Raw genomic sequence first — 25,455 nt, 5'->3', positions numbered from 1 at the left:
GTTAAAATTGTCAAAATCGCATCGTTATAATCTACAACCTTTGTCTATATTTGAATTGATAAATAAATTTAAAACGCGAAACTTAAGGAATGCAGTTTAAACATCCAGAACTTCTATGGGCTCTACTTCTACTGCTCATTCCTATTATTATTCATCTATTTCAGCTTAGACGTTTTCAAAATGTTGAGTTTACTAATGTTAAGTTTTTAAAAAATGTAAAACTTCAAACACGCAAGAGTTCTCAATTAAAAAAATGGTTGACTTTAATAACGCGTTTATTAATAATACTATTTGCTGTTATTGCATTTGCGCAGCCATTTACTTCTAATTTAGAAAACTTTTCTACCAAAAGTGAAACTGTTATTTATATAGACAATTCCTTTAGCATGGAAGCTAAAGGCAATAATGGTAGTTTATTAAATGAAGCTGTACAATCAATAATTAGTAATGTTCCTGAAAATGAATCAGTCACTATTTATACTAACGAAGATGTATTTAGAGACGAAACTGTAAAAAGTATTAGCAACGATTTAATTCAGTTAAAATATTCTACAAGTCAATTAACTTATGAGTCTGCTTATATAAAAGGGAAACAATATTTTACTAACGATCCTACTTCTGTAAAAAATCTAGTTTTGCTTTCTGATTTTCAACAAAAAGGTAAACCCTTAGATTTTGAAGTAGATAGCACAGTAACTTTAAAGTTAGTACAACCCACATCTATAATTACTAATAATATTAGTATTGATAGCGCATATATAGCAAAGAATACTAGTGAAAATATTGAATTAAATGTTGTACTGTCACACCAAGGTAACCCTGTAGATAATGTCTCTGTTTCATTAATAAATGATAACGAGTTAATTGCCAAAACAGCCGTAAATGTTGATGGTAAGACTACCACTACTTTTACATTACCAAATAACCAAATTATAAATGGAGAGATTTCTATTGAAGATGCAGGCTTACAATATGATAACCGTTTGTATTTTAATATTAACGCTCCAGAAAAAATTAATGTATTAAGTATTAATGAAGCATCAGATGGTTTTCTAAGAAAATTATATACCAATGATGAGTTTAATTTTCAATCTTTTGAATCTAGTGCACTTAACTATACTATTATAGGTCAACAAAACTTAATAATTTTAAATGAACTAAAAAACATACCTAATGCTTTAATTAATGCGTTGAGAGCTTTTAAAATCGATGGAGGTACACTATTAATTATTCCTTCAACTGAATCTAATTTAGAATCTTATAATCAATTACTTAATGCTGTTTCTCTGCCAAGTTTAACAAAACAAAACAGTATAGAAAAACGCTTAACTGCTATTAATTATGATCACCCTATAATAGAAAACGCATTTTATAATCGTGTATCAAATTTTCAATATCCTAAAGTAAATACTACCTATAATTTAAGTTCAAATGCAAATGCAATTTTTAATTTTGAGGATGGCAACGCCTTTTTAGTTGGTAACTCTAAAAGCTATTTGTTTTCTACAGCTATAAATGAAAGCAATAGCAACTTTAAAAATTCACCTTTAATAGTCCCAATATTATATAATCTTGGTAAGCAAAGTTTAGCCTTGCCAAAACTATACTATACCATTGGTACTCCAAACACTATAGATATCAGCACCCAACTAGCACAAGATGATATTCTAACTTTTGTTTCTAATGAAAATTCTACTATTCCTTTACAGCAAACTTATAGTAATTATGTAGCAATTACCGTAAACGATTACCCAAATAATGCAGGCATAGTTGAAGTTAAAAATAAGTTAGAACCATTACAGAACTTAAGTTTTAATTATAACCGAGTTGAAAGCAATCTTACATATCACAAATTAGACCTCAATGCAGCATATACAGTAGATTCATCATTCTCAACGGTTATGGATGATATAAAAAGTAATACAAATATTAACGCGCTATGGAAATGGTTTGTTATTTTTGCCCTAGTATTTTTAATTATAGAGATGCTAATCTTAAAATATCTTAAATGAACGCACTCATAAAATCTGCAACCATCGTTGATTCTAAAAGTGATTTTCACAATCAAAAGGTTGATATTTTAATTGAAAACGGAAACATTAGCAAGATTTCAAAACGCATTCCTAACCCTAAAAATTATCAAGAAATTAAATTAGAAAACCTCCATGTATCTCAAGGATGGTTTGATAGTTCTGTATCTTTTGGTGAGCCAGGTTTTGAAGAAAGAGAAACGATTAACAATGGTTTAAAAACCGCTGCAAAATCAGGATTCTCTAGTGTCGTTTTAAATGCGAATAGTAATCCTGTTATTGACAGTTATGCTGATATTGCTTTTGTAAATGCAAAAGCTAATGAAAATGCAGTTGCTTTAAAAACACTTGGTGCATTAACGCAGAATAGTAATGGTATTAATCTCGCTGAGCTGTTTGACATGAAAAATGCGGGAGCCGTTGGTTTCTACGATTATCAAAAGCCAATAACTAATCCTAATCTAATGAAAATTGCGTTGCAATACGCTAGTACTTTTGATGGGCTGGTATTCTCATTTCCTCAAGAATCTCAGATTACCGGACTTGGCGTAATGAATGAGCATATTAATAGCACCAAATTAGGTTTAAAAGGAAATCCTGCTCTTGCGGAAGAATTACAAATAGCACGTGATTTGTTTTTATTAGAGTATACAGAAGGTAAACTACATATTCCAACCATTTCAACCGCAAAATCAGTAGCACTAATTAGAGAAGCTAAAGCTAAAAACCTAGATGTTACATGTTCTGTTGCCATACACAATATTATGTTTACAGATAATGAGCTTCAAGATTTTGATACTAATTTTAAAGTTACTCCTCCTTTAAGAACACAAACAGATATTGACGCACTTATAGAAGGTTTAAGAGATGGAACTATAGATATGGTCACCTCAGACCACAACCCTATTGATATAGAACATAAAAAAATTGAATTCGATTATGCAATTAATGGCTCAATTGGCTTAGAGTCTGCTTTTGGAGCGTTGCAAACTTTATTTACAACTAAGAAAACAGTAAGTCTGTTAACGCAAGGAAAATCGAGATTTGGTTTTGATGCTACATCAATACAAGAAGGTAATAAAGCTAACTTAACGCTTTTTAATCCAGATATTACTTATACATTTTCTGAATCCGATATACTTTCAAAATCTAAAAATAGTTGCTTCATAAATACTAAGCTTAAAGGTAAGTCTTATGGTATTATAGCAAATGATAAAATTGAAATTCACTAATGACCGAACAAACAATACAAGAAGGTAAAACCTTAGCTTGGGTAAGCTATTTACCTATTTTTGGAATAGTCATTGCTTATTTTTTAAATAACGATCGTAAAAACGAATTTACGAGTTTCCATATCAGACAATCTATAGGCATTTGGTTGTTTTATTTTATATGTGCTATTAGTATTAGCAATTTTGATTCTTCTATGCTTCGCCTTTGTTTATGGGTAGGATTTGGATCGCTACTACTCTATGGTTTTATAAATGCTTTTATGGGAAAAGTGCAGACTGTACCGATGATTGGTGAGTTGTTTCAGAAATGGTTTTATAATGTAGGTAGATAAATGAGTGACTCTTTACATTATATTACACGCCCATCAACCTTAACCGAAAATGCACCTTTGCTAATTATGTGTCATGGTTACGGTAGTGATGAAAACGATTTGTTTTCGTTTGCATCAGAATTACCCGAAGAATTATTTATCGTATCCGTACGTGCTCCATATTCGCTTCAACCTTATGGAAATGCCTGGTATGCTATCAACTTTGACGCTAATCAAAATAAATGGAGTGATGATGAACAGGCCAAATCATCTAGAGATATAATTTCTAATTTTATAGATGATATTTCTACTAAATACCATGTTAATAGCGACAATGTTACACTCTTAGGATTCAGTCAAGGTACTATTTTAAGTTACGCTGTAGCGTTGACTTACCCTGAAAAAGTAAAACAGGTGATAGCACTTAGTGGTTATATTAATACCGATATTATTGAAGCGCATTCAAATACTGAAGACTATTCTCATTTAGATTTTTATTGCTCGCATGGAAGTGTAGATCAGGTTATTCCTGTAGACTGGGCAAGAAAAGCATCTCCGTTTTTAAACGAATTAAATATTAAGCACAAATATGCTGAGTTCCCAGTAGGCCATGGTGTTGCACCACAAAACTTTTACGAACTAAAAGATTGGCTTATAAAACGTATCTAGTTTACTGGATATAAAAAGTAATCGGTAAGCGTATATTTTAATTCTTGTTTTTCATCAATTTCATAATTCACAAAAATTTCGCCCCAATGTTTTCCATCAGTGAAATTTGCTATAATCCACTTATGATTTAAGATTTTTATTTTATTAATCAATATTTTAGAAGAAGTCATAGATGCAAAAGGTACAATAGGATGATCTTCACCTTCATAAACATTCATGCTTAAAAGTCCATCTATAATTGCTGGAATAAGCGTCGCAGTATCATACCCTAAATCTTCAAAATAAGTTAAGGCTTCTTCATTATTATCTATAGAAAAATAAGACAATTCAAATTTTTCTTCTTCGAGTTGGCTAATGTCTTTTTCATACTTCTCTTTCTTTGACTTATAGGTTTTTATATCCTTCTCATATTTATCAATGATGTTTTTTGAATTCACATATTGAAAAATAATCAGTAAAACTGAAAAGATAAACAAGTACATAAAAATTCTACGCTTCATAATTATATAGTGATTTCAAGATTATCATAAGCTAAATAAACGTTTTCTGGTAAATTTTGTTGCACTTCGTCATGAAACCCAAGAAGATGACTAATATGTGTTAAATATGCACGTTTTGGCTTCACCCTATCAATAAAAGCTAAAGCTTCTTCTAAATTAAAATGAGAAATATGCGGTGCTTCTCGCAATGCATTAACGACCAAAACGTCTAGGTTATAGAGTTTTTCTATTTCAGCATCTGGAACAGTTTTCATATCCGTTAAATACGCAAAATCATTAAAACGGTAGCCGTATACTTGAAGTTTATTATGCAAACCGTCAATTGGCATAACATTTATACCATTTAATTCAAAAACTGCATTAGTAATCGCATGTGTATTAACACTAGGCGCACCTGGATATTTGTTTTCTGTTTCAAAAATATAATCAAAACAACGTTCTAAAGCTTTAAAAACTCTAGGATGCCCATAAATATCTATAGCTCCTTGTTTAAAAAAAAATGGACGAATATCATCCAATCCCATAATATGGTCTGCATGCTCATGCGTAAAGAGAATGCTATCAAGTTTAGTGCATTTAGCATTTAGCATCTGCTGCCTAAAATCTGGTCCACAATCAATGACATAACTGTAACCACTCCACTCAATAAGCACAGAAACTCTTAATCGTTTATCCTTTGGATTGTCACTTAAACACACAGGATGTGTGCTTCCTATAATAGGAATTCCTTGCGATGTACCAGTGCCTAAAAATGTTATTTTCAAGTGTGTTAAGTTTAAGACAAAAATAAGTTTATTTTTTTGTTTGCTATACTAAATTGATACCTTTGTAACTGCTATTAATTAAAGCATTATGACTGAAATTAAGTATAGATCAGATAAAGGTTTTGAAAACATTCCTTCCTTAAAAGATAAATGTCTACGTATTAATTTAAACTCAGATATTTACGGAACCTTTGCTGAAATTGGGGCTGGACAAGAAACAGTACGTCAGTTCTTTAGAGCTGGTGGTGCGTCTGGCACTATAGCAAAAACCATGTCTGCTTACGATAAAGATTTTAGTGATGCCATTTACGGTATTGAAAACGATAAGCGTTATGTGACTGAAGCGCGTTTAAGAAAAATGCTAGATCATGAAATGGCTCTAATGGAGCAACGTATTACTAGAGACAAGCATCCTGACAAAATATTTTTCGCTTACGCCAATACTGTTGCAACTATTGATTTTGCAAAAAAATACAAAGGTCATGGTTGGGTTGGTATTAAATACCAAGTAAAACCAGACCAAGATTATAATGACATTGTTTTGCATATTCGTTTTAAAGAAAATGATGCTAGATTGCAACAAGAAACATTAGGAAAGTTAGGTACAAACCTTATATATGGTGCGTTTTACAAGTATAACGAACCAAAAAAATTATTAAGATACCTCTACGATCATTTAGACAAAGATCAGATAGAAATCGATACGATTAATTTCTCTGGACCCGTTTTTGAAGAAGTTGATAATCGATTAATGAGCTTACAACTGGTTAAAAATGAAATGACAGATGCCGTAATGTTTGCCCCAGATGGTAATAATGTGTTGCCTGCACGTGTACTTTATAAAAAGAACATATTAACATTAAGAGGTAGTTTTAGACCTGTAACAAAGGTAAATATGGACATGTTTCAGAAATCTTATGAAATGTTCATAAAAGAAAATAAAGTTGATATTGAAAAAACACAAGTTATTTTTGAAATTACCTTATCTAATCTCCGTGCCGAAGGCGAAATAGACGAGCAAGATTTTATGGATAGAGCACGTCTACTCTGCTCTCTAGGACAAACGGTGTTGATTTCTAATTTTAAGGAATACTATAAACTTGTGGAATATTTTTCACAATATTCTAAAAGTAGAATGGGTCTAGCTATGGGAGTTAACAACCTCATTGATATTTTTGACGAAAAATATTACCGTCATTTAAGTGGTGGTATCTTAGAAGCTTTTGGAAAACTCTTCTATAAAGACTTAAGAGTGTATTTATATCCAATGCAAAATGAAGATGGATCTATTACAAATAGTGAAACATTAAAAGTTCATCCTAGAATGAAAGAACTCTATAAGTTCTTTAAATACAATGGTAAAGTTGTAGATATTAATGATTACGACAACTCTATTTTAAGTATTTTCTCTCGTAAAGTATTAGCAATGATAGCCGATGGAGAACCTGGTTGGGAAACTATGCTACCTGAAGGTGTTGCTAAGCTCATTAAAGAAAAAGCATTATTTGGTTACGAATCTGAAGAGATTCTACATAAATAGAGAAACCTTATAAAAATGCCATTCAGAATGTCTCGAAAGCTATTGGGATAAAGAATTTTATTAAATTCAATGACCTCGCTTCCATTTCGACTGCACTCAATGTAACAGTTATGAATGGTAAAATAAATTACTTTTTAGGCAGCTTTTTTATTGGATTAGAATCTGATCCGTATGATTCTTCGTCTTTACTTTAGTAATCACATCTTCTAAAATACCATTTTCATCAATTACAAAAGTCGTCCTATGAATACCATCGTATTCTCTACCCATAAATTTCTTTGGCCCCCAAACTCCAAAAGCATTTATTACCGATTTATCTTCGTCTGCTAATAAAGGATAAGGAAATCCGTATTTGTTTCTAAAGTTAGATTGGCGTTTTTGGCTATCAGCACTAGCACCTAATATTGCATAACCTTGAGATTCAAAACGAGCATGGTTATCACTTAAATCGCATGCTTCTACTGTACAACCTGGTGTACTTGCCTTAGGATAAAAGAATAAAACTAATTTTTTGCCCTTATAATCGTTAAGTGTTATTGTATTTCCATCTTGATCTAAAGCTGAAAAATTTGGTGCAGCATCACCAACCTTTAAGTGTGTCATATTATGTAAATTTGTTTCTGCAAAAATACAACGAAATGACGAAGCAAGAAAAGGTAAGGTTTGTTATCAATACTCTTTATAAGCTATATCCAGAAATCCCAATTCCTTTAGATCACAAAGATCCATATACTTTATTAATAGCCGTATTAATGTCGGCACAGAGTACCGATGTACGTGTTAATAAAATTACACCCTTACTTTTTGAGCGTGCTGATAATCCATACGATATGGTAAAACTGACCGTAGAAGAGATTAGAGAGATTATAAAGCCTGTTGGTTTATCTCCTATGAAAAGTAAAGGCATACACGGATTGTCTCAAATTTTAATAGATAAGTACAATGGTGAAGTTCCACAAACATACGAAGCCTTAGAAGCCTTGCCTGCCGTTGGCCATAAAACGGCTGCAGTAGTATTATCACAAGCTTTTGGTATTCCTGCATTTCCTGTAGACACACACATTCATCGTTTAATGTACCGTTGGAATTTAACCAATGGTAAAAATGTGGTGCAAACTGAAAAAGATGCTAAACGTTTATTTCCTGAAGAACTTTGGAACGATTTACACCTTCAAATTATATGGTATGGTCGTCAATATTCTCCTGCTCGTGGTTGGGATTTAGACAAAGATATTATTACAAAAACGATTGGTAGACAAACCGTTTTAGATGATTATTATAAGAAACATAAATAATAGTCTGGTATAGTAATTGTGGATTAAAGCAAAACCTAATCCATGAAACATTTTTATTTTTTAGTTGCGCTTCTACTAATAACATCATGTATTCCTATTAGAATAGCTCCAAAAATTGAAGATCAAAAAATTATGGTCGCTAAAAAATTTAAAAGACAACTTCCAGAACAGTATGCTTTTATCTTTAAAGATCCTAAAGATGCTAATGAATTTTACACCTATATCGATACTAAGTTTCAGTTAAATCATATTGATGTAGATTACGATGTGCCATTTAAGATTGATGGGGTTCAATACTTTTTATCTTTTTATGAAGCTGAAAAATCTACCGAAACTATAAATTTAGTACCTATTGCCATTGATGCTGCCACATCTAATGGAGATTTCGCTACAGACCTTTCAAGTATTTATACCTCTAGAACAGGAACTTGGTATTTAGCATTAACCGTTATGGATAATGATGGATATAATTGTTTAAACCCAGTTTATCCATTTAGACAAAGCGTTATTAATTACTTAAAAAGTTTAAAACAAGAATATTTAACCACACACGAATACGCCGAAGTGTTATTCAAAAAAACGCCCTAACTCAAAGAGTTACGGCGTTTTTAATTTAATTCAGAAGTGCTTCAAACTTCAATTTATTATAACTTATAACACTTAAAGCCTTAGAATAATTTAAGATGAAATCTACTGTTTCGTCTTTTGGGTTTAGGTTAACATTTTTTGGGGTACAGTCAGAGTAAATTTTTGCCATTTGTTATGTTTATGGGTTCATTCAAAAACAATAACGTAACAAAATTAACTTTATTGTATTAATTCGTTAAAACTATGTTATTTTGATCGATAACCTTTCTTAGATTGATCAATGCATAACGCATACGTCCTAATGCTGTATTAATACTAACGCCTGTGCGTTCTGAGATTTCTTTAAAGCTCATATCTTGATACATACGCATCAATAACACTTGTTTTTGGTCTTCTGGCAATTCTTCAATAATACGCCTTACATCAGATTCTACTTGAGTTTTAATAATGCTCTTTTCTGCATTTAAAGACGAATCACTAAGTACTGAGAAAATACTGAATTCACCAGTATTATCAAACTTAGGCATTCTGCTATTACGTCTAAAATGGTCAATAACCAAGTTATGCGCAATACGCATAACCCATGGCAAAAATTTGCCTTCTTCGTTATACTTTCCTCGTTTTAGTGTTTTAATCACTTTAATAAAAGTGTCCTGAAAAACATCTTCAGTAATATCTCTATCGTAAACTTTAGAGTAAATAAAACTGTAAATTTTTTGTTTGTGACGCTTAACCAAAATTGATAATGCGTTTTCGTCTCCTTTAATGTAATTCTTGACAAGAACTGCGTCTTCGATAAGATTTTGTTTCATAATAAGTACTTTAAGTGCAGAAAAGCAGGCTTTTCTACTTGGGGTTTTAGCTGTTTCTTAAAGTAATATTATGTATACGCAGTTGTTTTTATGAAAATTATAACAACAATATAACAACAATCATTCCGAAAAAACAAAATTTCGCACCAATATTTAACATTTAATCTGTTATTTATCCATTTCGTCCTGTAAAATACTTATGGTATCTTTGCGAAATTATACAGCAAAAAACCTATGAACAACACCGTTTTAGACGTTAGTCCTAAAGAAAATATTATTATAAAAGGTGCTAGACTGCACAACTTAAAAAATATAGATGTTGTTATTCCTAGAAATAAGTTGGTAGTTATTACGGGTTTATCGGGTTCTGGGAAGTCTAGTTTGGCTTTTGATACACTGTATGCAGAAGGCCAACGTCGTTATGTAGAAAGTTTAAGCAGTTATGCCCGTCAATTTTTAGGGCGTTTAAATAAACCTAAAGTTGATTATATTAAAGGGATTGCACCAGCAATAGCTATTGAACAAAAGGTGAACTCCACCAATCCTAGATCTACAGTTGGTACCACTACAGAAATTTACGATTATCTAAAATTATTGTTTGCTCGTGTCGGTAAAACCTATTCTCCTATTTCTGGAGATCTTGTAAAAAAGCATACCACATCAGACGTCATTAACTTTATCTCCAAATTTGAAGAAGGTTCTAAATTACTACTACTCTCGCCTATTACTCTTGAAGAAGGACGCACTGTAGAAAATAAATTGCAAACACTAGCACAACAAGGTTACGCTCGTATAAAATACAAAGAGGGAGTTTTACGAATTGAAGATGCCTTAACTAAAGCTATAAAAACGGATAAAGATTTATATTTAGTCGTCGATCGAATTATTTATAAAAATGAAGAGGATTTTTTAAATCGCCTAGCAGATGCTATTGAAACTTCTTTTTTTGAAGGCAATGGTACTTGTATTATAGAATCTTTGTCAGATAAAAATCAAACCTTATTTAATAATAAGTTTGAAGCTGATGGTCTAACATTTCTAGAACCTAATGCACACCTGTTTAGTTTTAATAATCCGTATGGAGCTTGTCCAAAATGTGAAGGTTATGGTGATATTATTGGCATAGATGAAGAATTGGTCATCCCAAATACAGCTCTATCTATATACGAAAATGCCGTATTTCCTTGGCGTGGAGAAAGTATGAGCTGGTATAGAGACCAATTGGTTAATAACTCTCATAAATTCGATTTTCCTATACATAAACCCTATTTTCAATTAAGCGAAGAACACAAAGGATTAATCTGGACAGGCAATGAACATTTTGAAGGCTTAAATAGTTTCTTTGCTGAACTTGAATCTAAGGCTTATAAAATTCAGAATCGTGTTATGTTATCCCGTTACCGCGGAAAAACAAAATGCTCAGTATGCAAAGGAAAGCGTCTACGAGAAGAAGCTGCTTACGTTAAGGTAGAAAACAAAACCATTACAGATCTAGTAGATTTACCTTTAGATGAATTGGCTGTTTTTTTTAAAGAACTATCTTTAAATGAATACGATGCTAAAATTGGAAAGCGCTTATTAAAGGAAATACATACTCGCCTAGAGTTTTTAGCAAATGTGGGATTGAATTATCTAACACTCAACAGACGCTCTAACACATTGTCAGGTGGAGAAAGTCAACGTATCAACTTAGCAACATCATTAGGAAGTAGCCTTGTAGGCTCTATGTATATTTTAGATGAACCTAGTATTGGATTACATCCAAAAGATACCGAACGTTTAATAGATGTTTTAAAATCTTTACGCGATTTAGGCAATACCGTTATTGTAGTTGAACACGATGAAGACATTATGAAAGCTGCTGATGCCATTATTGATATTGGTCCGCAAGCAGGTACTTTTGGTGGTGAAGTCATGGCTGTTGGTGATTTTAAAGGTATTTTAAAATCTGATACGTTAACCGCAAAATACCTTAACGGCAACTTAGAAATTGCAGTGCCTGAAAAACGTCGAACTTCAAAATACCAAGTTGATATTATTGGAGCTAGAGAAAACAATCTTCAAAATATAGATGTTACTTTTCCGCTAAATATGCTAACAGTTATTACCGGTGTTTCTGGTAGTGGCAAAAGTACTTTAGTTAAAAAACTATTGTTTCCTGCGTTGCAAAAACAACTCACAGGTTTTGGCGACAAACCTGGACAGTTTACTGAGCTAAAAGGGAACTACACTAATATTAAACAAATAGAATTTATAGATCAGAACCCTATTGGGCGATCTTCGCGTTCAAACCCAGTAACTTATATTAAAGCTTACGATGATATACGTGCACTTTATGCCAATCAAAAATTGAGCACTATACGCAATTACCAAGCTAAACACTTTAGCTTTAATGTCGATGGTGGACGCTGTGAAACCTGTAAAGGCGAAGGAGAAGTTACTATTGAAATGCAGTTTATGGCTGATGTGCATTTAACCTGTGATGTATGCCATGGCAAACGTTTTAAAAAAGAGGTTTTAGAAGTTGCTTTTGAAGGAGAATCGATTGACAGTATTCTTAATATGACGATTGATGATGCTATTGATTTCTTTAAAACCAATGGTCAGAAAAAAATTCACGGCAAACTACAACCATTGCAAGATGTTGGTTTGGGTTATGTCACTTTGGGACAAAGCTCTTCTACCCTTTCTGGTGGTGAAGCGCAACGTATTAAACTTGCTTCGTTTTTAGGAAAAGGAACTCGAGGAGATAATACCTTATTTATTTTTGATGAGCCTACAACAGGACTTCACTTTCATGACATTCAAAAATTATTAACGTCTTTTCAAGCTTTAATTGGTAAAGGGCATTCTATTATTGTAATAGAACATAATATTGAACTGATAAAATGTGCAGATTATATTATCGATTTAGGACCTGAAGGTGGTAAACATGGAGGTCAATTGGTAGCACAAGGCACGCCTGAAGCAATCGTTGAAAATCCGAATTCTATTACTGGGAAATATCTTGCAGAAAAATTGTAACCGATATCTTATTTATTAAAGATATCTATCCTTAATCATATTGTTGTGATGATTCTCATGTCCTGTAATAATACAACCAATTGCTCTTACTGATATTGGCGAACCACTCGCTGTACCAATAGACTTAAGCTCTTCTTCAGAAAATGACTTATACAAAGCTATTGTTGCTTGTCTTACAGCCTTATATTCATTAAGCAAATCCTCTATAGATCTTGTATTGGTTTGTGCTGCCATAACATAATCATCTTGCTCAAAACCCGCCATTTCTGTTTTGTCTTGTCGAGCTATTCGCATAGCCCTATAAGAAAACACACGCTCTGTATCAATTAAATGTATTAACATGTCTTTAATCGTCCATTTTCCTTCTGCATAAGCGTAATCTAGCTTTTCTTGAGGTATATTGTTATAAAACTCTATAACAGTCTTACAATTGTTTGTTAGTGCTTCTGAAATAGAGCCTTCAGTAGCTTTAGAAATAAAAGGTTGATAGTAAGGATTATATTCGTCAGAATTTAATTTCATAGTTTATTTTATTAGGTTGAGTAAACATAATAAAAAACCCTTAGCATTTCTACTAAGGGTTTATATAAATTATAGCTAATGCTTATATCTCATTAAAAATAGTATGCATTAAGCGTTTTTTGTCATTTAAACTTTCTTCTAAAGATATCATAGTTTCTGTTCTATAAACACCTTCTATATCGTCTAGCATAAAAATAATATCTTTTGCATGCATTGTACTTTTAGCTCTAATTTTACAGAAAATATTGAATTTCCCTGTAGTAATATGCGCTACAGTAACATAAGGGATTTCATTAATGCGTTGTAAAACAAATTTAGTTTGAGATGTATTTTGAAGAAAAACTCCTACATAAGCAATAAAAGAATATCCTAATTTTTTATAATCTAAAGTTAATGACGACCCCTTAATAATACCTGCTTCTTCCATTTTCTTAACACGAACGTGAACCGTACCTGCTGATATCAGTAATTTTTTAGCGATATCTGTAAATGGAATACGTGTATTATCAATCAACATTTCTAAAATTTGATGATCAATTTCGTCTAATTTGAATTTTGGCATAGCGATTTTATTAAATTATATGCAATAATAAGACAAATTTGTTAAGAAAAACACATTAAATATTATGTTTTTAAAGGTTTTATAGAGATTTTACTATTATTTAACATAACGAAAACGATTTCGCTTCCTATTGATAAAGGATTGCCGTTTTGGTCTAAAACAGAATTTCCATCTGCATTTATTTCTTTATGCCCAAAGTAAGAATCTAAATTTTCAATTTTTTCAACTTTAGGAATAAATTCAATAGTATTACTAATTAAAACCTCACTGAATTGAATAGCAATATCAACAGGTCCATTCTCTAAACCTGTTATAGCATTTCTAATAATGACATCATAAAAGTTCTTTTCATTTTCAGGAATATCAAAATAAGGTACATGATCATTAACTTCAACACCATTTGATATATAGGACAAAGCATGATATAAAGATTTATATATGTATAATCTTGTTTGTTCTCTATTGTAATCATTAAGGTAATGACCTGCTTCAAACAAAACTGTTGGAACACCTAAAGACTGAAACGTATCTCCTACACAATTGATATTAAACCCATCGTCATAACGTCCTATTCCATTCTCTAAATCATTTTGCAAATGTTTATTGATGTAAGCAATAATAGACATTGCTTTTTTACGTGTATCGGTTATGGATCTGATTTCATCTTCTGCTGGCGATAAAAACGATAATGTAGCAGAATTCCCCAATTGGCCAGCTCCAAAAATAGTACGCTGACCATGTAAATTAAAACAAAAGTCTGGTTTAAAAGACTCAAAACATGATTTTAAAACTCTACTTTCAGGTTGCGTTAAAGCTTGAGCATCTCTATTTAAATCTTCTAGATTAGCATTTAAACGCGTATAACGTTCAGCTCCATCTGGACTTAAGATAGGAACAAACAATAAAGTGCATTGCTCTAAAATGCCTTTATAAATTGACTTTTCAGCTTTTACCGTATTAAAAACATCAAAAATAGCTTTAGTTGTTGTGGATTCATTACCGTGCATTTGAGACCAAAGCAACACTTTTAGTTTCCCTGTTCCTATTTTTACTGAATAGATAGGTCGTTCTTCAACAGACTTACCTATAGTAGAAACTACAAAATCATCACCTAATCGATCAAGTATTGGAGCTATCATTCCATTAGTAATATAGCGTCCAAAAAGTGAATTTTCTTTATGAGAAATATGCTGATTTAATAATTGGTTTTCTGTCATTTTTAAAAAATCTGAATACAAAGGTATACAATTGTAAATTTACATTTGTAAACGATCTGATTCTGCTTTTTGATAACAAGAGTAAACACATTTACTAACATATAAGGCATGAACTCTCAGTGTTTATGAAATATTTTTAACAAGTTTATTTAATATATTATATTGCACATATTATCAGGTATTTAAAAACTTTAATTAAACTTTTTGTTTATGTGTTTTTATTTATTTAAAGTTAAATATATCATTAATTTCATAACAATAGTTACATTTGTAACGTTATACGCTATAGATTTTAGTTTACAATGATAAACACATTAGATTTCTCTAAACGACTACAAAAAGTTATAGAATTTTATGACGAAACTGCTTCTAGTTTTGCTGAGAAAATTGGCGTACAACGCTCTAGTATTTCACATATCTTATCTGGAAGAAATAAACCGAGTTTAGATTTTGTAATGAAAGTCCTCCACTCCTATCCCGAAGTAGAATTGTATTGGTTAATGAATGGAAAAGGTGAATTTCCAAAACCGCAAGAAAAAGAACAAAAACCAATTCAACCTCAATTAAGTTTAAATGAAATAGCACAAACTGCTTCAAAATCTTCCGAAATTGAAAAAATTATTATTTTTTATAAAAATGGAAGTTTTAAAAGTTATGAGAATTAGCTCTTACCGTTTTATATGTATTTTTGCGTAAAACATAAATTCTACATGAAGCATTATTCTGTTTTGCTAATATTTACATTTCTATTGGTGAGTTGTTACCAAGTAGAAAGAAATTGCGCAGACTATAAAACCGGAAAGTTCTCTTTTAATTATTCTGTTGATGGTATAGAAAAAACAGGGACTTTTGTACGAACAGAATCTTATAATATTGACTATTACGAAAACATTGCCGATTCTGCGTCTATACGCTGGATTAATGACTGTGAATTTATATTAAAGAAGCTTCACCCAAAAAACCAATCTGAAGAAGCTCCTATACACATGAAAATCTTATCAACTACAGATTCATCATATACCTTTGAATATAAATTAACTATAAAAAAGCCTAATCGACCATTAAGAGTCGAAAAAGGTATCGCCTACAAAGTAAAATAATATTCTGAATTTTATTCCTGTTTTAAAATACAAACTCAATGACAATCAATGCGCTTATATAAATGACAGGTCGTATACTCAAGCTTAAAACAAGGTCACTTGGCCTTTATCATCAATATCTAAATCGTCATCGTCTTTAGACTTTGGTTTTGGGTCGAGATCGACTTCTATAGGTTTTTCATCTTTTTGAGGAATTGCTTCATTTTCGCTTACATTTTCTTCATCTACAACTTCAATCTCTTCTGCAGGAACAATTTCAGGAGCTTCATAAGGCAATGGATCCATAAGACTAACCTGGTTAATCTTCTCTTTAGTTAATTGATTACCTAATGCCGAGATTCCTTTTATGGCAATAAAATCTTCAAGATCTATTTTAAGGTTATCTTTTCGATCTTTACCACGTTCTTTTTTAAATTCTATCTCTGCCATTGGGCGCCAGTCCGTAGAAACAATTTCTAATTGAGAATTAGGATGATTAGAGATAAACATTTCTTCTCTACCTTCATTTTCAACAATAAAACGTTTTATGTAATAGCGTTCTTTGTCTCCATCAAAATATATTACCGAAATAGGTTTTTTAGGTATCCATTTCTCCAGCACAATCATATCGCTATCAAAATGCGTAGTTAATTCAGGGATAATGGTTTTTAAAATACCAGACTGTTTAATAACTAACAAACGATCTTCTCCCCTAAACTCTCCTATAAGCTCGCCTCTACCATCTACATTTAAGCGTTGCACCGTATCATCAAACCATATTTTACGTGGCTTTAACGTTGATACACCTTTTTCTTTAAGCTCAATACGTTTTATAGTATATTTAGAAACCACATTTCCTTTAGAAGTACGCCCTTTAATTAAGACATCGGCAAAGTCTAAATCCCATTTTAATTTTTTAATACTTCCTACTTGCCTTAAGTTAATAGTAACTACCTCAGCTTCTCCATTAGGGTTCGCAGAGAAATATAGAACTGGAGACATTTTGTTTCCATTGGTAAGATCATAGGCTTTATCTCTAGTAATAGAAGTTACTGCAAAACGTTTTACATATGAAGATCCGCCTTTACCATCTCTATAGATTAAATTGTAAATAGTCCTTGTATCTTTCTTTTTAAAGACCGCGACATGGATGATGTTTTTACCTATAAACGTTTTGGTACCCACTTTAGTTACCATCATTTTACCGTCATTGGTAAAAACAATAATATCATCGATATCACTACAATCGCAAACATATTCATCTCTACGTAATGATGTTCCTATAAAGCCTTCTTCTCTATTTACATAAAGCTTTGTGTTTCTAATCACCACTTTTGTTGCATCGACATCATCAAAAATTCTTATTTCTGTTTTACGCTCTTTTCCTTCGCCATATTCTTTTTTAAGGCGTTCAAAATAAGCAATTGCATAATCAATTAAGTTTGCTAAATGATGTTTTACCTCAGCAATTTGCTCTTCTAAAGCATCAATTTTTTGTTGTGCTTTATCTATATCGAATTTAGAAATACGTTTGATTCGTATTTCTGTTAAACGCGTAATGTCATCTACTGTAATTTTACGTTTTAGATGTTTTATATGCGGTTGCAAACCTTTATCTATAGCATTTATAACGCCATCCCAAGTTTCTTCTTCTTCAATATCTCTATAAATTCTGTTTTCAATAAAAATACGTTCTAGAGAAGCAAAATGCCATTGTTCTTCTAATTCTCCAAGTTTTATTTCTAATTCTTGTTTTAAAAGTTGAACTGTATTATCCGTAGAGCGACGCAGCATTTCAGACACACCAATAAACAATGGCTTATTGTCTTCAATAACACAACCTAATGGCGAAATAGAACTTTCGCAATTGGTAAATGCATATAAAGCATCTATGGTTTTGTCTGGTGAAATCCCCGAAGGTAAATGCACTAAAATCTCTACCTCAGCAGCGGTATTATCTTCAATCTTCTTTATTTTGATTTTACCCTTGTCATTCGCCTTTAATATTGAATCTATAAGAGAAGATGTTGTGGTACTAAACGGAATTTCTGAAATGACCAATACATTTTTATCGCGTTGAGATATCTTAGCACGCACACGTACTTTACCACCGCGATTTCCATCGTTATAACCTGTAAAATCGGCAATACCTGCCGTTGGAAAATCAGGAAAAATTGTAAAACGTTTTCCTTTTAAGTGTTTCACAGAAGCTTCTATAAGCTCAATAAAATTATGCGGTAATATTTTAGTAGACAAACCTACAGCAATACCTTCTCCACCTTGCGCTAACAATAACGGGAACATTACCGGAAGGTTTACAGGCTCTTTACGGCGTCCGTCATAACTGGCTTGCCATTCTGTAATCTTTGGGTTAAAAACAACATCTAAACCAAACTTAGAAATCCTTGCTTCTATATAACGAGATGCTGCTGCTCTGTCACCTGTTAATATATTTCCCCAGTTTCCTTGCGTATCTATCAATAAATCTTTTTGACCTATTTGCACCATAGCATCTGCAATACTTGCATCTCCATGCGGATGATACTGCATGGTATGACCAACAATATTAGCTACTTTGTTGTAGCGTCCATCGTCTAGATCTTTCATAGAATGCATAATACGTCGCTGTACAGGCTTAAAGCCATCTTCAATAGCTGGTACGGCACGTTCTAGAATTACATAAGAGGCATAATCTAAAAACCAATCTTTATACATGCCTGTAACTTTAGTAATCGTTTCCTGATTACCAGAGTCTTCACTATGCAATTCTCCGTCTAATAAATCATCATCTACTTCACTCATTTATTCCTAGGTATTCTTTTTATTTTCCTTAAGTATTTTACTTAAAGATTGCCTTACATATTTTCGCTTTCGTTTTGTTACCAAAGTCACATTAAAACGATGCTTAGATACATTTCCATCACTTCGTCTAATAACTATTCTTAGTATTTTAGAAAATACATAATTATTAAATTTATAACCAACAAGATTCTTTTTATAGAATTCTATTTTACGTTCTCTATAATTAAATCGATCTGCCAATAACAAACCCCTATTTACAATTACAACCTTAACTCCATCGCTGTCATACTCAAAATAACGTGCTATGGCGTGCACTCCAATAAATAAAGCCAAAAGCAAAGCTGTTACAATACCAAAAACTGCTAATGGATTATTGGCAACCTCTTTAAATGCATTAAATACAGTGACCCATATAATGGCAAATATGATAATAACAAAATAGACAGAGATAATAAAGCCTCTTACTTTTCCATTATCAGTTCTCATACATCTTCCTTAACTATATCTAGTTCTACTTTAAGATTATTAATAATAAACTCTTGTCGAGTAGGCGTGTTTTTTCCCATATAAAATGATAACAATTCTTCTATAGACATTTCTTTATCTAACATCACTGGATCTAAGCGAATATCTGCTCCTATAAAATGTTTAAACTCATCTGGCGATATTTCACCTAATCCTTTAAATCGTGTAATTTCTGGCTTTGGTTTTAACTTTTCTATAGCATTCACACGTTCTTCTTCAGAATAACAATAAATCGTTTCTTTTTTATTACGTACTCTAAACAAAGGGGTTTGCAAAATATACAAATGGCCTTCTTTTATAATCTCAGGGAAAAACTGAAGAAAGAATGTTATTAATAACAGACGAATATGCATACCATCTACATCTGCATCTGTAGCGATTACCACATTGTTATATCTTAAATCCTCTAAAGATTCTTCAATATTTAATGCTGCTTGTAACAAATTGAATTCTTCATTCTCGTACACAATTTTTTTGGTTAATCCGTAACAGTTCAACGGCTTTCCTTTTAAACTAAATACGGCTTGTGTATTAACGTCTCTAGATTTTGTAATACTACCAGATGCTGAATCTCCTTCAGTAATAAATAATGTGGTTTCTAAATTTCGCTCATTTTTAGTATCTCCGAAGTGCACGCGACAATCTCGTAACTTTTTATTATGAAGACTTGCCTTTTTCGCTCTGTCTTTTGCCAGTTTACGTATGCCTGACAATTCTTTACGTTCGCGTTCAGCCTGAAGGATTTTTCGTTGAATACTCTCGGCTACATCCGAGTTTTTATGTAAAAAATTATCGAATTGTGTTTTTACAAAATCATTGATATAAGTCCGTACTGTTGGCAAATCTCCTCCCATATCTGTAGAACCCAACTTGGTTTTCGTCTGACTCTCAAATACAGGCTCCATTACTTTTATAGCAATGGCTGAAACTATAGACTTTCTAACATCTGAAGCTTCATAATTTTTACCATAGAACTCTCTTAGTGTTTTTACAATCGCCTCTCTAAATGCTGCTAAATGTGTACCACCTTGCGTTGTGTTTTGTCCATTAACAAACGAATGGTATTCTTCGCTATATTGTGTTTTGCTATGTGTTATAGCTAGCTCTATATCATCACCACGTAAATGGATAATCGGATACAGCATATCACTATCCTTAATATTTTCAGATAATAAATCTTTAAGTCCGTTTTCACTAAAGTATTTTTCGCCATTAAAAACTATGGTTAACCCAGGGTTGAGATACACATAATTTTTAAGCATCTTTACGATATACTCATTACGATACTTATATTTATTAAAAATGGTGTTATCTGGAATAAAAGACACTTTGGTACCTCGCCTACGAGATGTATCTTCTAACAGCTCCTTATTAATTAAGTTTCCTTTTTCAAACTCAGCAGAAGCTGATTTATTATCACGTGTAGATTCTACTCTAAAATACGAGGATAATGCATTAACCGCTTTTGTACCAACACCGTTTAATCCTACTGATTTTTTAAAGGCTTTAGAATCGTACTTACCACCTGTATTCATCTTAGAGACCACATCCACCACTTTACCTAAGGGAATACCACGTCCATAATCACGAACTATAACCTTATCGCCTTGAATAGAGATTTCTATAGTCTTACCCGCTCCCATGACAAATTCGTCAATACAATTGTCTAAAACTTCTTTAAGAAGAATGTAAATACCATCATCTGCCGACGATCCATCACCGAGTTTACCGATGTACATACCTGGTCGCATACGGATATGTTCTTTCCAATCGAGCGAGCGTATATTATCTTCGGTATAGTTAGACTGTTCAGCCATAGAAATAAGGACTTAATTTAGATGAAAGGCTAATATAAGATACTACTCTAAAAAATGAAATAGCAGGTACAAGCAGTTATTAACAATTACCTTTTCACAATTATACTTCAACTTATAATTTAAAAACTATAATTAAAATTAAATAAAATGTATCTATTTAATAAATTAAAGCGATTACGACTTATAGAAAAGTCTGTGGTAGAAATCTGTTCAAAAAAACGTTCATTTAATAAGTTAATTCCTGAAAGGCTTAATTGCCAATTTTTATTCTTTGGCTGGTAGTTTAATTGCGATTCTAAGAATGAAAAGCTATTTGAACTATTAATGTCAGGAACAAATAAATTATAGATAATGTTTACAAAAAACTGTTTTGATGGTTTAATAAGTAACTTTAATTTGTTTTCAATGCTTTGGTTCTCAAATATACCTTGACTTTCATTAATATTATACAAATGTGTTATTGTATTTTCTATATTGACAGGGAGATTAAATGCTGTTTTTAAAAAAATTGAATTATTTAAAAAAGTGCTTCTATTATCTCTTAAATCAGAATTGTTAATTATATTTTTAAAATTCAGTACTGAATAGCTTGAATTAATTTTAATATTAGTTTTAATTGGATAGATAAGTTTCGAGAAATTGAAGTATAAATTAACATTACTAGTGTTTTCAGACAGAAAGAAGTTTGTAGTTATAGTATTAAATTCATCAATTTGAGTATTGTTAAAAAAGTTACCATCTGTTATCGTATAATTAGCTCCAATAGATAAATTTAATTGATTAGATAAATCATTATTATTATAGGATAAATTATATGTTTGGTTTTTCCTTAATCTCAAGCTTGGAATATTATTTTTTGACAAACGATTATTAGTAATAACTTGGTTAGTAAATAAATTCTCTACTGTATTAGGGCTTTGACTTATAAAAGAACCTAAAGTTAAAAATGAAGTATCATTAATATAATATAAAACAGAAATAGAGGGTTCAAAAATAATTCTGCTCAACTCATCAAAGGTATTATTATCTATAAACTCTAGGTTTTGGTTTAAAAATCTAAGTGTATATTTTGGAGATATAAAAAACCTTCCTAGTCTCCAATTATAAGATCCAGAGGAAAAAAAATCATTCTTTCTATACTTAATGTCATTAAATCCATTTGATATTGAAGACTCCACTGCATCATTTTGACTAAACAAATTAGTCTGTAATGATTCCCTATCCAAATTTCCACCAAAAACAAAATTATATTTACTTTTATTTTTTTTTCCTAATAAAATAACATTAAAACTTGTTAGCACCTTATTTGAGGCATTTTTCTGGACATCATTAATGAATTCAGAATTATTAAATATTGAAGGACTAATATTAAAATTTTGGTCTAAATTATTAATAGTGTTTCTTAACCTGAATTGTAAAGCTTTATCTTTACTAATTCGTTTTGTGAATTCTACATCTTGCTTAATAAGCTGATTCTTTGTCCCTAAATTAGATGAAAAATTATTTCCTTGATTAGAGAAAATAGAATTTTCTGTATCAATAGTCTCGTTTCTGTAACTCACATTATATTCCAGTAATGCATTTTTAGAAGTGTTTACTTTCAACTCTACATCTCCTCTATACTGTCTTGGTTTTTTTTGAATAAAAATATCATCAAATATTGAAAACTGCTCGTCATTTATAGTAATGGTACTTTCAGAAAATTCATTATTTTTAATTTTATCAGTAATATAAAAGAGGTTAACTCTTGTTTTAATTTTGCTTGATAAATTAAATGTGCTATTAAAATTACCAAAGAATTGATTATTTATGTTGCTTAAATTATTATTTGCAAACTGTGGTAATATAGTTTCTGGTATTATTTTTTTAGCAAAAATATCTTGTTCCCTAAGTTGCTCTGCACTAAAAGAATTACCAAAATAATTAAATGGAGAAGGATTAACACCTATGTTATTATGTGTAGCTAAGGAGAAGGATTTAATTTTTTTGTTAATCCCTAAAAGGTTAACAACATTATTTGACGCTACCTCTTTACTACCTGAAAAATCCCCCACTCCTACATTTGCACTACCACTAAAGTCCGTTTTATTATCTTTAAGCTTAAGGTTTAAAATAATTTTGTCACTATTTTCTATTCCTTTAAGAAGTTTATTTTCGGAATAGTTTTCTATAGCTTCTATTTCTTTTACAAGATCTATATTAATATTTTTTGTGCCAATTGTGTAATTAGAGTCAAAAAGATTATCTCCTTCTAAAGTTACTGTTTCAATGGATTTTCCTTTATACTTAACCGTGCCATTTTTATCGTCAACTTCAACGCCTGGTAACCTTTTCAGCAAATCTTCCACCTTACGCTCTGTTCCATCTTTATAAGAATCTACACGAAATACTATAGTATCTTTTTTTCTTATAAACGGTTTTTTCTTTCCTTTAATAATAACCTCTTCTAGTTTTTCAATTTTTTCTTTAATTAAAATAAATTCAAATAAAAGTGGCTTAGAGCTATCATTGTCTTTTATTTCTTCTTTAGCTTCTTTAAATCCCGTCGATTTAACCTCTATAATAAAGCCCATAGGGTATTCCTTTTTTAAATTGTATGAAAAAGACCCATTAGAAGTAATCACAAATTCACTAATTAAATTAGGATTGTTTAATGGTTTAATAAGTATTTTAGCAGATAAAGAGTTTTTGTTTATATCTGTAACAGATCCTTTTATAACCTGAGCAGAAACGTTAGTAAAAAAACATAAAAATGCAATGCTAAAATTAACATAGCTATAATAATTCTGCATATTTTATAAATAAATGATACTGTAACTTAATAGAAGATATTAGCACCGCTATGTTTAGTGATTGTTTTTACGGTAGTTTTTTATAATTTTATTATACTCTTCATCGTCATAATCTATAAAAATTTCTATACCTCCTCTTGAGTATTCAAATCCTCGAGAAGATGCTGTTGGTCTATAGCTTAATGCTCGTATTGCTTTCTTTCTATATCTGTCTTTATACTCTTGCCATGTTATAAATTTATTAACTGCATTAAACGGGTTTTCTAAATTATCATTTAGGTAAGCACTATTTATACTAGACGCTTTAAATTTTATAAAATCATCTGTAGATTTAATTTCTAATATCATACCTGGTAAGCCGTCAAATTTCCAAGGTCCACCAACTGGAAGGTCACTTGTAAACCATGCTATATAATCGCGCCCTCTGAAATTCATTGTTGCTTTTTGGCAATTATACCCAAGTAACTTTTTAGTTTCCTTTATAATTTTCCAACCAAAAATAGTCATAGAATCTTTCATTATATGCTTGTTAGAGTATTTGTAAATCATATCTTGTAGTTCATAATCTTTGTATACAACACCTATATTTTTACCCGATGGTGTAAAAGTAACATTTGGATTACCCCCTTTAGTTTTATTTTTTTCAACTAGATTAGACTCGTTATTTTCTTTTTGAAAAATCGATTTGTTAAAGTCATCATATATGTTTAGAGTATAATTTGAATTATGTTTTTGATTTGCTAAATGTTCAAAAGTAAAAGTCTTTAAATAATTAATTTTATAAAAATTTATTTGATCATTTTGTTGAGAATAACTTAAAAGGCTTAAAAAACCAATAACTAAAAAAAAATATTGTCGTGTCATAACTTAATTTGAAATAAGTAAGGCTGTGTTATTTAATTTAAAAATGTTAACACAACCTTGTCTTTATTGTTAATGTTTTTTATTTAAAAAAATATTTTAGAAATCTCCACTAAATAACACTATCTAGTCTCGTAAATCTGATATTATAATTAAAATTTCTAATTGCGCTTGTACATTCTTATAGCAGTTATCAATAGCTTCTTGTCTAGTTGTACCAAAACCTGTAGAGTTAGTTCTAATAATTCGCCCATCATCCATATTAGTTGCTGTTCCCCAACATGATGCTACATAAATATCATCTTTCTCAGTTATTTCAAATTTACAATCACAAATTTCAGTAGGATCAACAATCTCAATAGAATCTATATTCGTTTCTGGATTTAAATCTTTTTTGACTAATGGATTTGAATTATTGGCAAACAATGTTATACTAAATAACATTAAAAAAATAAATGATAATTTTTTCATGATTTTAAAATTTATGATTTATATATATAAATCGGTTAATAA

General features: G+C 31.0%; 24 protein-coding genes. 10 read left to right on the top strand and 14 right to left on the bottom strand.

Features of this window, described 5'->3' with window-relative positions:
• Positions 1-89: 89 nt before the first annotated feature.
• From K8Z87_RS12100 to K8Z87_RS12085, 4 genes are read left to right on the top strand one after another with little or no spacing between them, the layout of a single operon-like run.
• Positions 90-2,012, top strand: coding sequence for a BatA domain-containing protein (locus tag K8Z87_RS12100; protein ID WP_227477832.1), 1,923 nt, complete (start codon positions 90-92; stop codon positions 2,010-2,012).
• Positions 2,009-3,262 (top strand): dihydroorotase, encoded by a 1,254-nt coding sequence (locus K8Z87_RS12095; protein WP_227477831.1) that lies wholly within the window; start codon positions 2,009-2,011, stop codon positions 3,260-3,262. The genes K8Z87_RS12100 and K8Z87_RS12095 overlap by 4 nt, the downstream gene beginning before the upstream one ends.
• Complete coding sequence (locus K8Z87_RS12090) at positions 3,262-3,594, top strand: hypothetical protein (protein WP_227477830.1); 333 nt, start codon at positions 3,262-3,264, stop codon at positions 3,592-3,594. Before K8Z87_RS12095 ends, K8Z87_RS12090 begins: the two co-directional genes overlap by 1 nt.
• Entirely contained in the window at positions 3,595-4,242 is a 648-nt protein-coding gene (locus K8Z87_RS12085; protein WP_227477829.1) for an alpha/beta hydrolase, read from the top strand.
• On the opposite strand, the gene K8Z87_RS12080 is transcribed toward K8Z87_RS12085, so the two are convergent.
• Together K8Z87_RS12080 and K8Z87_RS12075 are read right to left on the bottom strand one after the other, a co-directional pair.
• Positions 4,239-4,742, bottom strand: coding sequence for a hydrolase (locus K8Z87_RS12080; RefSeq protein ID WP_227477828.1), 504 nt, complete (start codon positions 4,740-4,742; stop codon positions 4,239-4,241). The two genes, K8Z87_RS12085 and K8Z87_RS12080, sit on opposite strands and share 4 nt — an antisense overlap.
• A gap of 2 nt (positions 4,743-4,744) precedes the next feature.
• The gene (locus tag K8Z87_RS12075; protein WP_227477827.1) at positions 4,745-5,506 is read right to left on the bottom strand and encodes an MBL fold metallo-hydrolase; all 762 of its coding nucleotides are present in this window, start codon (positions 5,504-5,506) and stop codon (positions 4,745-4,747) included.
• A gap of 88 nt (positions 5,507-5,594) precedes the next feature.
• Between K8Z87_RS12075 and K8Z87_RS12070 the strand changes: the two genes are divergently transcribed.
• Complete coding sequence (locus K8Z87_RS12070) at positions 5,595-7,046, top strand: TonB-dependent receptor (protein WP_227477826.1); 1,452 nt, start codon at positions 5,595-5,597, stop codon at positions 7,044-7,046.
• A 147-nt stretch (positions 7,047-7,193) separates the two neighbouring features.
• Here the strand turns inward: K8Z87_RS12070 and bcp are convergent, their stop codons facing one another.
• Positions 7,194-7,649 (bottom strand): thioredoxin-dependent thiol peroxidase, encoded by a 456-nt coding sequence (gene bcp / locus K8Z87_RS12065; RefSeq protein WP_227477825.1) that lies wholly within the window; start codon positions 7,647-7,649, stop codon positions 7,194-7,196.
• A gap of 35 nt (positions 7,650-7,684) precedes the next feature.
• Between bcp and K8Z87_RS12060 the strand changes: the two genes are divergently transcribed.
• Positions 7,685-8,341, top strand: coding sequence for an endonuclease III domain-containing protein (locus tag K8Z87_RS12060; protein WP_227477824.1), 657 nt, complete (start codon positions 7,685-7,687; stop codon positions 8,339-8,341).
• Positions 8,342-8,383: 42 nt separating this feature from the next.
• Complete coding sequence (locus K8Z87_RS12055; RefSeq protein ID WP_227477823.1) at positions 8,384-8,929, top strand: hypothetical protein; 546 nt, start codon at positions 8,384-8,386, stop codon at positions 8,927-8,929.
• A 25-nt stretch (positions 8,930-8,954) separates the two neighbouring features.
• Here the strand turns inward: K8Z87_RS12055 and K8Z87_RS12050 are convergent, their stop codons facing one another.
• Entirely contained in the window at positions 8,955-9,098 is a 144-nt protein-coding gene (locus tag K8Z87_RS12050) for a hypothetical protein (protein ID WP_227477822.1), read from the bottom strand.
• Positions 9,099-9,156: 58 nt separating this feature from the next.
• Complete coding sequence (locus K8Z87_RS12045) at positions 9,157-9,741, bottom strand: RNA polymerase sigma factor (RefSeq protein WP_227477821.1); 585 nt, start codon at positions 9,739-9,741, stop codon at positions 9,157-9,159.
• 234 nt (positions 9,742-9,975) lie between these two features.
• On the opposite strand from K8Z87_RS12045, the gene uvrA reads away from it, so the two are divergent.
• Positions 9,976-12,765, top strand: a complete 2,790-nt coding sequence (gene uvrA / locus K8Z87_RS12040; protein ID WP_227477820.1) for an excinuclease ABC subunit UvrA — start codon at positions 9,976-9,978, stop codon at positions 12,763-12,765.
• Between the two features lie 15 nt (positions 12,766-12,780).
• On the opposite strand, the gene K8Z87_RS12035 is transcribed toward uvrA, so the two are convergent.
• The 3 genes from K8Z87_RS12035 to K8Z87_RS12025 form a co-directional block, all read right to left on the bottom strand.
• Positions 12,781-13,287, bottom strand: a complete 507-nt coding sequence (locus tag K8Z87_RS12035) for a DinB family protein (RefSeq protein ID WP_227477819.1) — start codon at positions 13,285-13,287, stop codon at positions 12,781-12,783.
• An 82-nt stretch (positions 13,288-13,369) separates the two neighbouring features.
• Complete coding sequence (locus K8Z87_RS12030; protein WP_227477818.1) at positions 13,370-13,849, bottom strand: Lrp/AsnC family transcriptional regulator; 480 nt, start codon at positions 13,847-13,849, stop codon at positions 13,370-13,372.
• A gap of 62 nt (positions 13,850-13,911) precedes the next feature.
• Entirely contained in the window at positions 13,912-15,066 is a 1,155-nt protein-coding gene (locus K8Z87_RS12025) for a M14 family metallopeptidase (protein WP_227477817.1), read from the bottom strand.
• 302 nt (positions 15,067-15,368) lie between these two features.
• On the opposite strand from K8Z87_RS12025, the gene K8Z87_RS12020 reads away from it, so the two are divergent.
• Complete coding sequence (locus K8Z87_RS12020) at positions 15,369-15,731, top strand: helix-turn-helix domain-containing protein (RefSeq protein ID WP_227477816.1); 363 nt, start codon at positions 15,369-15,371, stop codon at positions 15,729-15,731.
• A gap of 45 nt (positions 15,732-15,776) precedes the next feature.
• Positions 15,777-16,166, top strand: coding sequence for a hypothetical protein (locus K8Z87_RS12015; RefSeq protein ID WP_227477815.1), 390 nt, complete (start codon positions 15,777-15,779; stop codon positions 16,164-16,166).
• A gap of 84 nt (positions 16,167-16,250) precedes the next feature.
• Here the strand turns inward: K8Z87_RS12015 and K8Z87_RS12010 are convergent, their stop codons facing one another.
• The 6 genes from K8Z87_RS12010 to K8Z87_RS11985 all read right to left on the bottom strand — a co-directional run bounded on the left by K8Z87_RS12010 (position 16,251) and on the right by K8Z87_RS11985 (position 25,413).
• Positions 16,251-18,947, bottom strand: coding sequence for a DNA gyrase/topoisomerase IV subunit A (locus K8Z87_RS12010; RefSeq protein ID WP_227477814.1), 2,697 nt, complete (start codon positions 18,945-18,947; stop codon positions 16,251-16,253).
• 6 nt (positions 18,948-18,953) lie between these two features.
• The gene (locus K8Z87_RS12005; RefSeq protein WP_227477813.1) at positions 18,954-19,433 is read right to left on the bottom strand and encodes a hypothetical protein; all 480 of its coding nucleotides are present in this window, start codon (positions 19,431-19,433) and stop codon (positions 18,954-18,956) included.
• Positions 19,430-21,289: a DNA topoisomerase IV subunit B gene (locus K8Z87_RS12000; protein ID WP_227477812.1), complete on the bottom strand. Its 1,860-nt coding sequence runs from the start codon at positions 21,287-21,289 to the stop codon at positions 19,430-19,432. The genes K8Z87_RS12005 and K8Z87_RS12000 overlap by 4 nt, the downstream gene beginning before the upstream one ends.
• Before the next feature lie 119 nt (positions 21,290-21,408).
• Positions 21,409-24,081, bottom strand: a complete 2,673-nt coding sequence (locus K8Z87_RS11995; RefSeq protein WP_227477811.1) for an outer membrane beta-barrel family protein — start codon at positions 24,079-24,081, stop codon at positions 21,409-21,411.
• Positions 24,082-24,135: 54 nt separating this feature from the next.
• Positions 24,136-24,945: a GLPGLI family protein gene (locus K8Z87_RS11990; protein WP_227477810.1), complete on the bottom strand. Its 810-nt coding sequence runs from the start codon at positions 24,943-24,945 to the stop codon at positions 24,136-24,138.
• A 123-nt stretch (positions 24,946-25,068) separates the two neighbouring features.
• Positions 25,069-25,413 (bottom strand): hypothetical protein, encoded by a 345-nt coding sequence (locus K8Z87_RS11985; protein WP_227477809.1) that lies wholly within the window; start codon positions 25,411-25,413, stop codon positions 25,069-25,071.
• Between the last annotated feature and the right edge of the window lie 42 nt (positions 25,414-25,455).

Source organism: Winogradskyella immobilis (assembly GCF_021887715.1).
GTDB lineage: Bacteria > Bacteroidota > Bacteroidia > Flavobacteriales > Flavobacteriaceae > Winogradskyella > Winogradskyella immobilis.
Note: the sequence above shows the minus strand (reverse complement) of the source record. Positions and strands in the feature narration are given on the sequence as shown.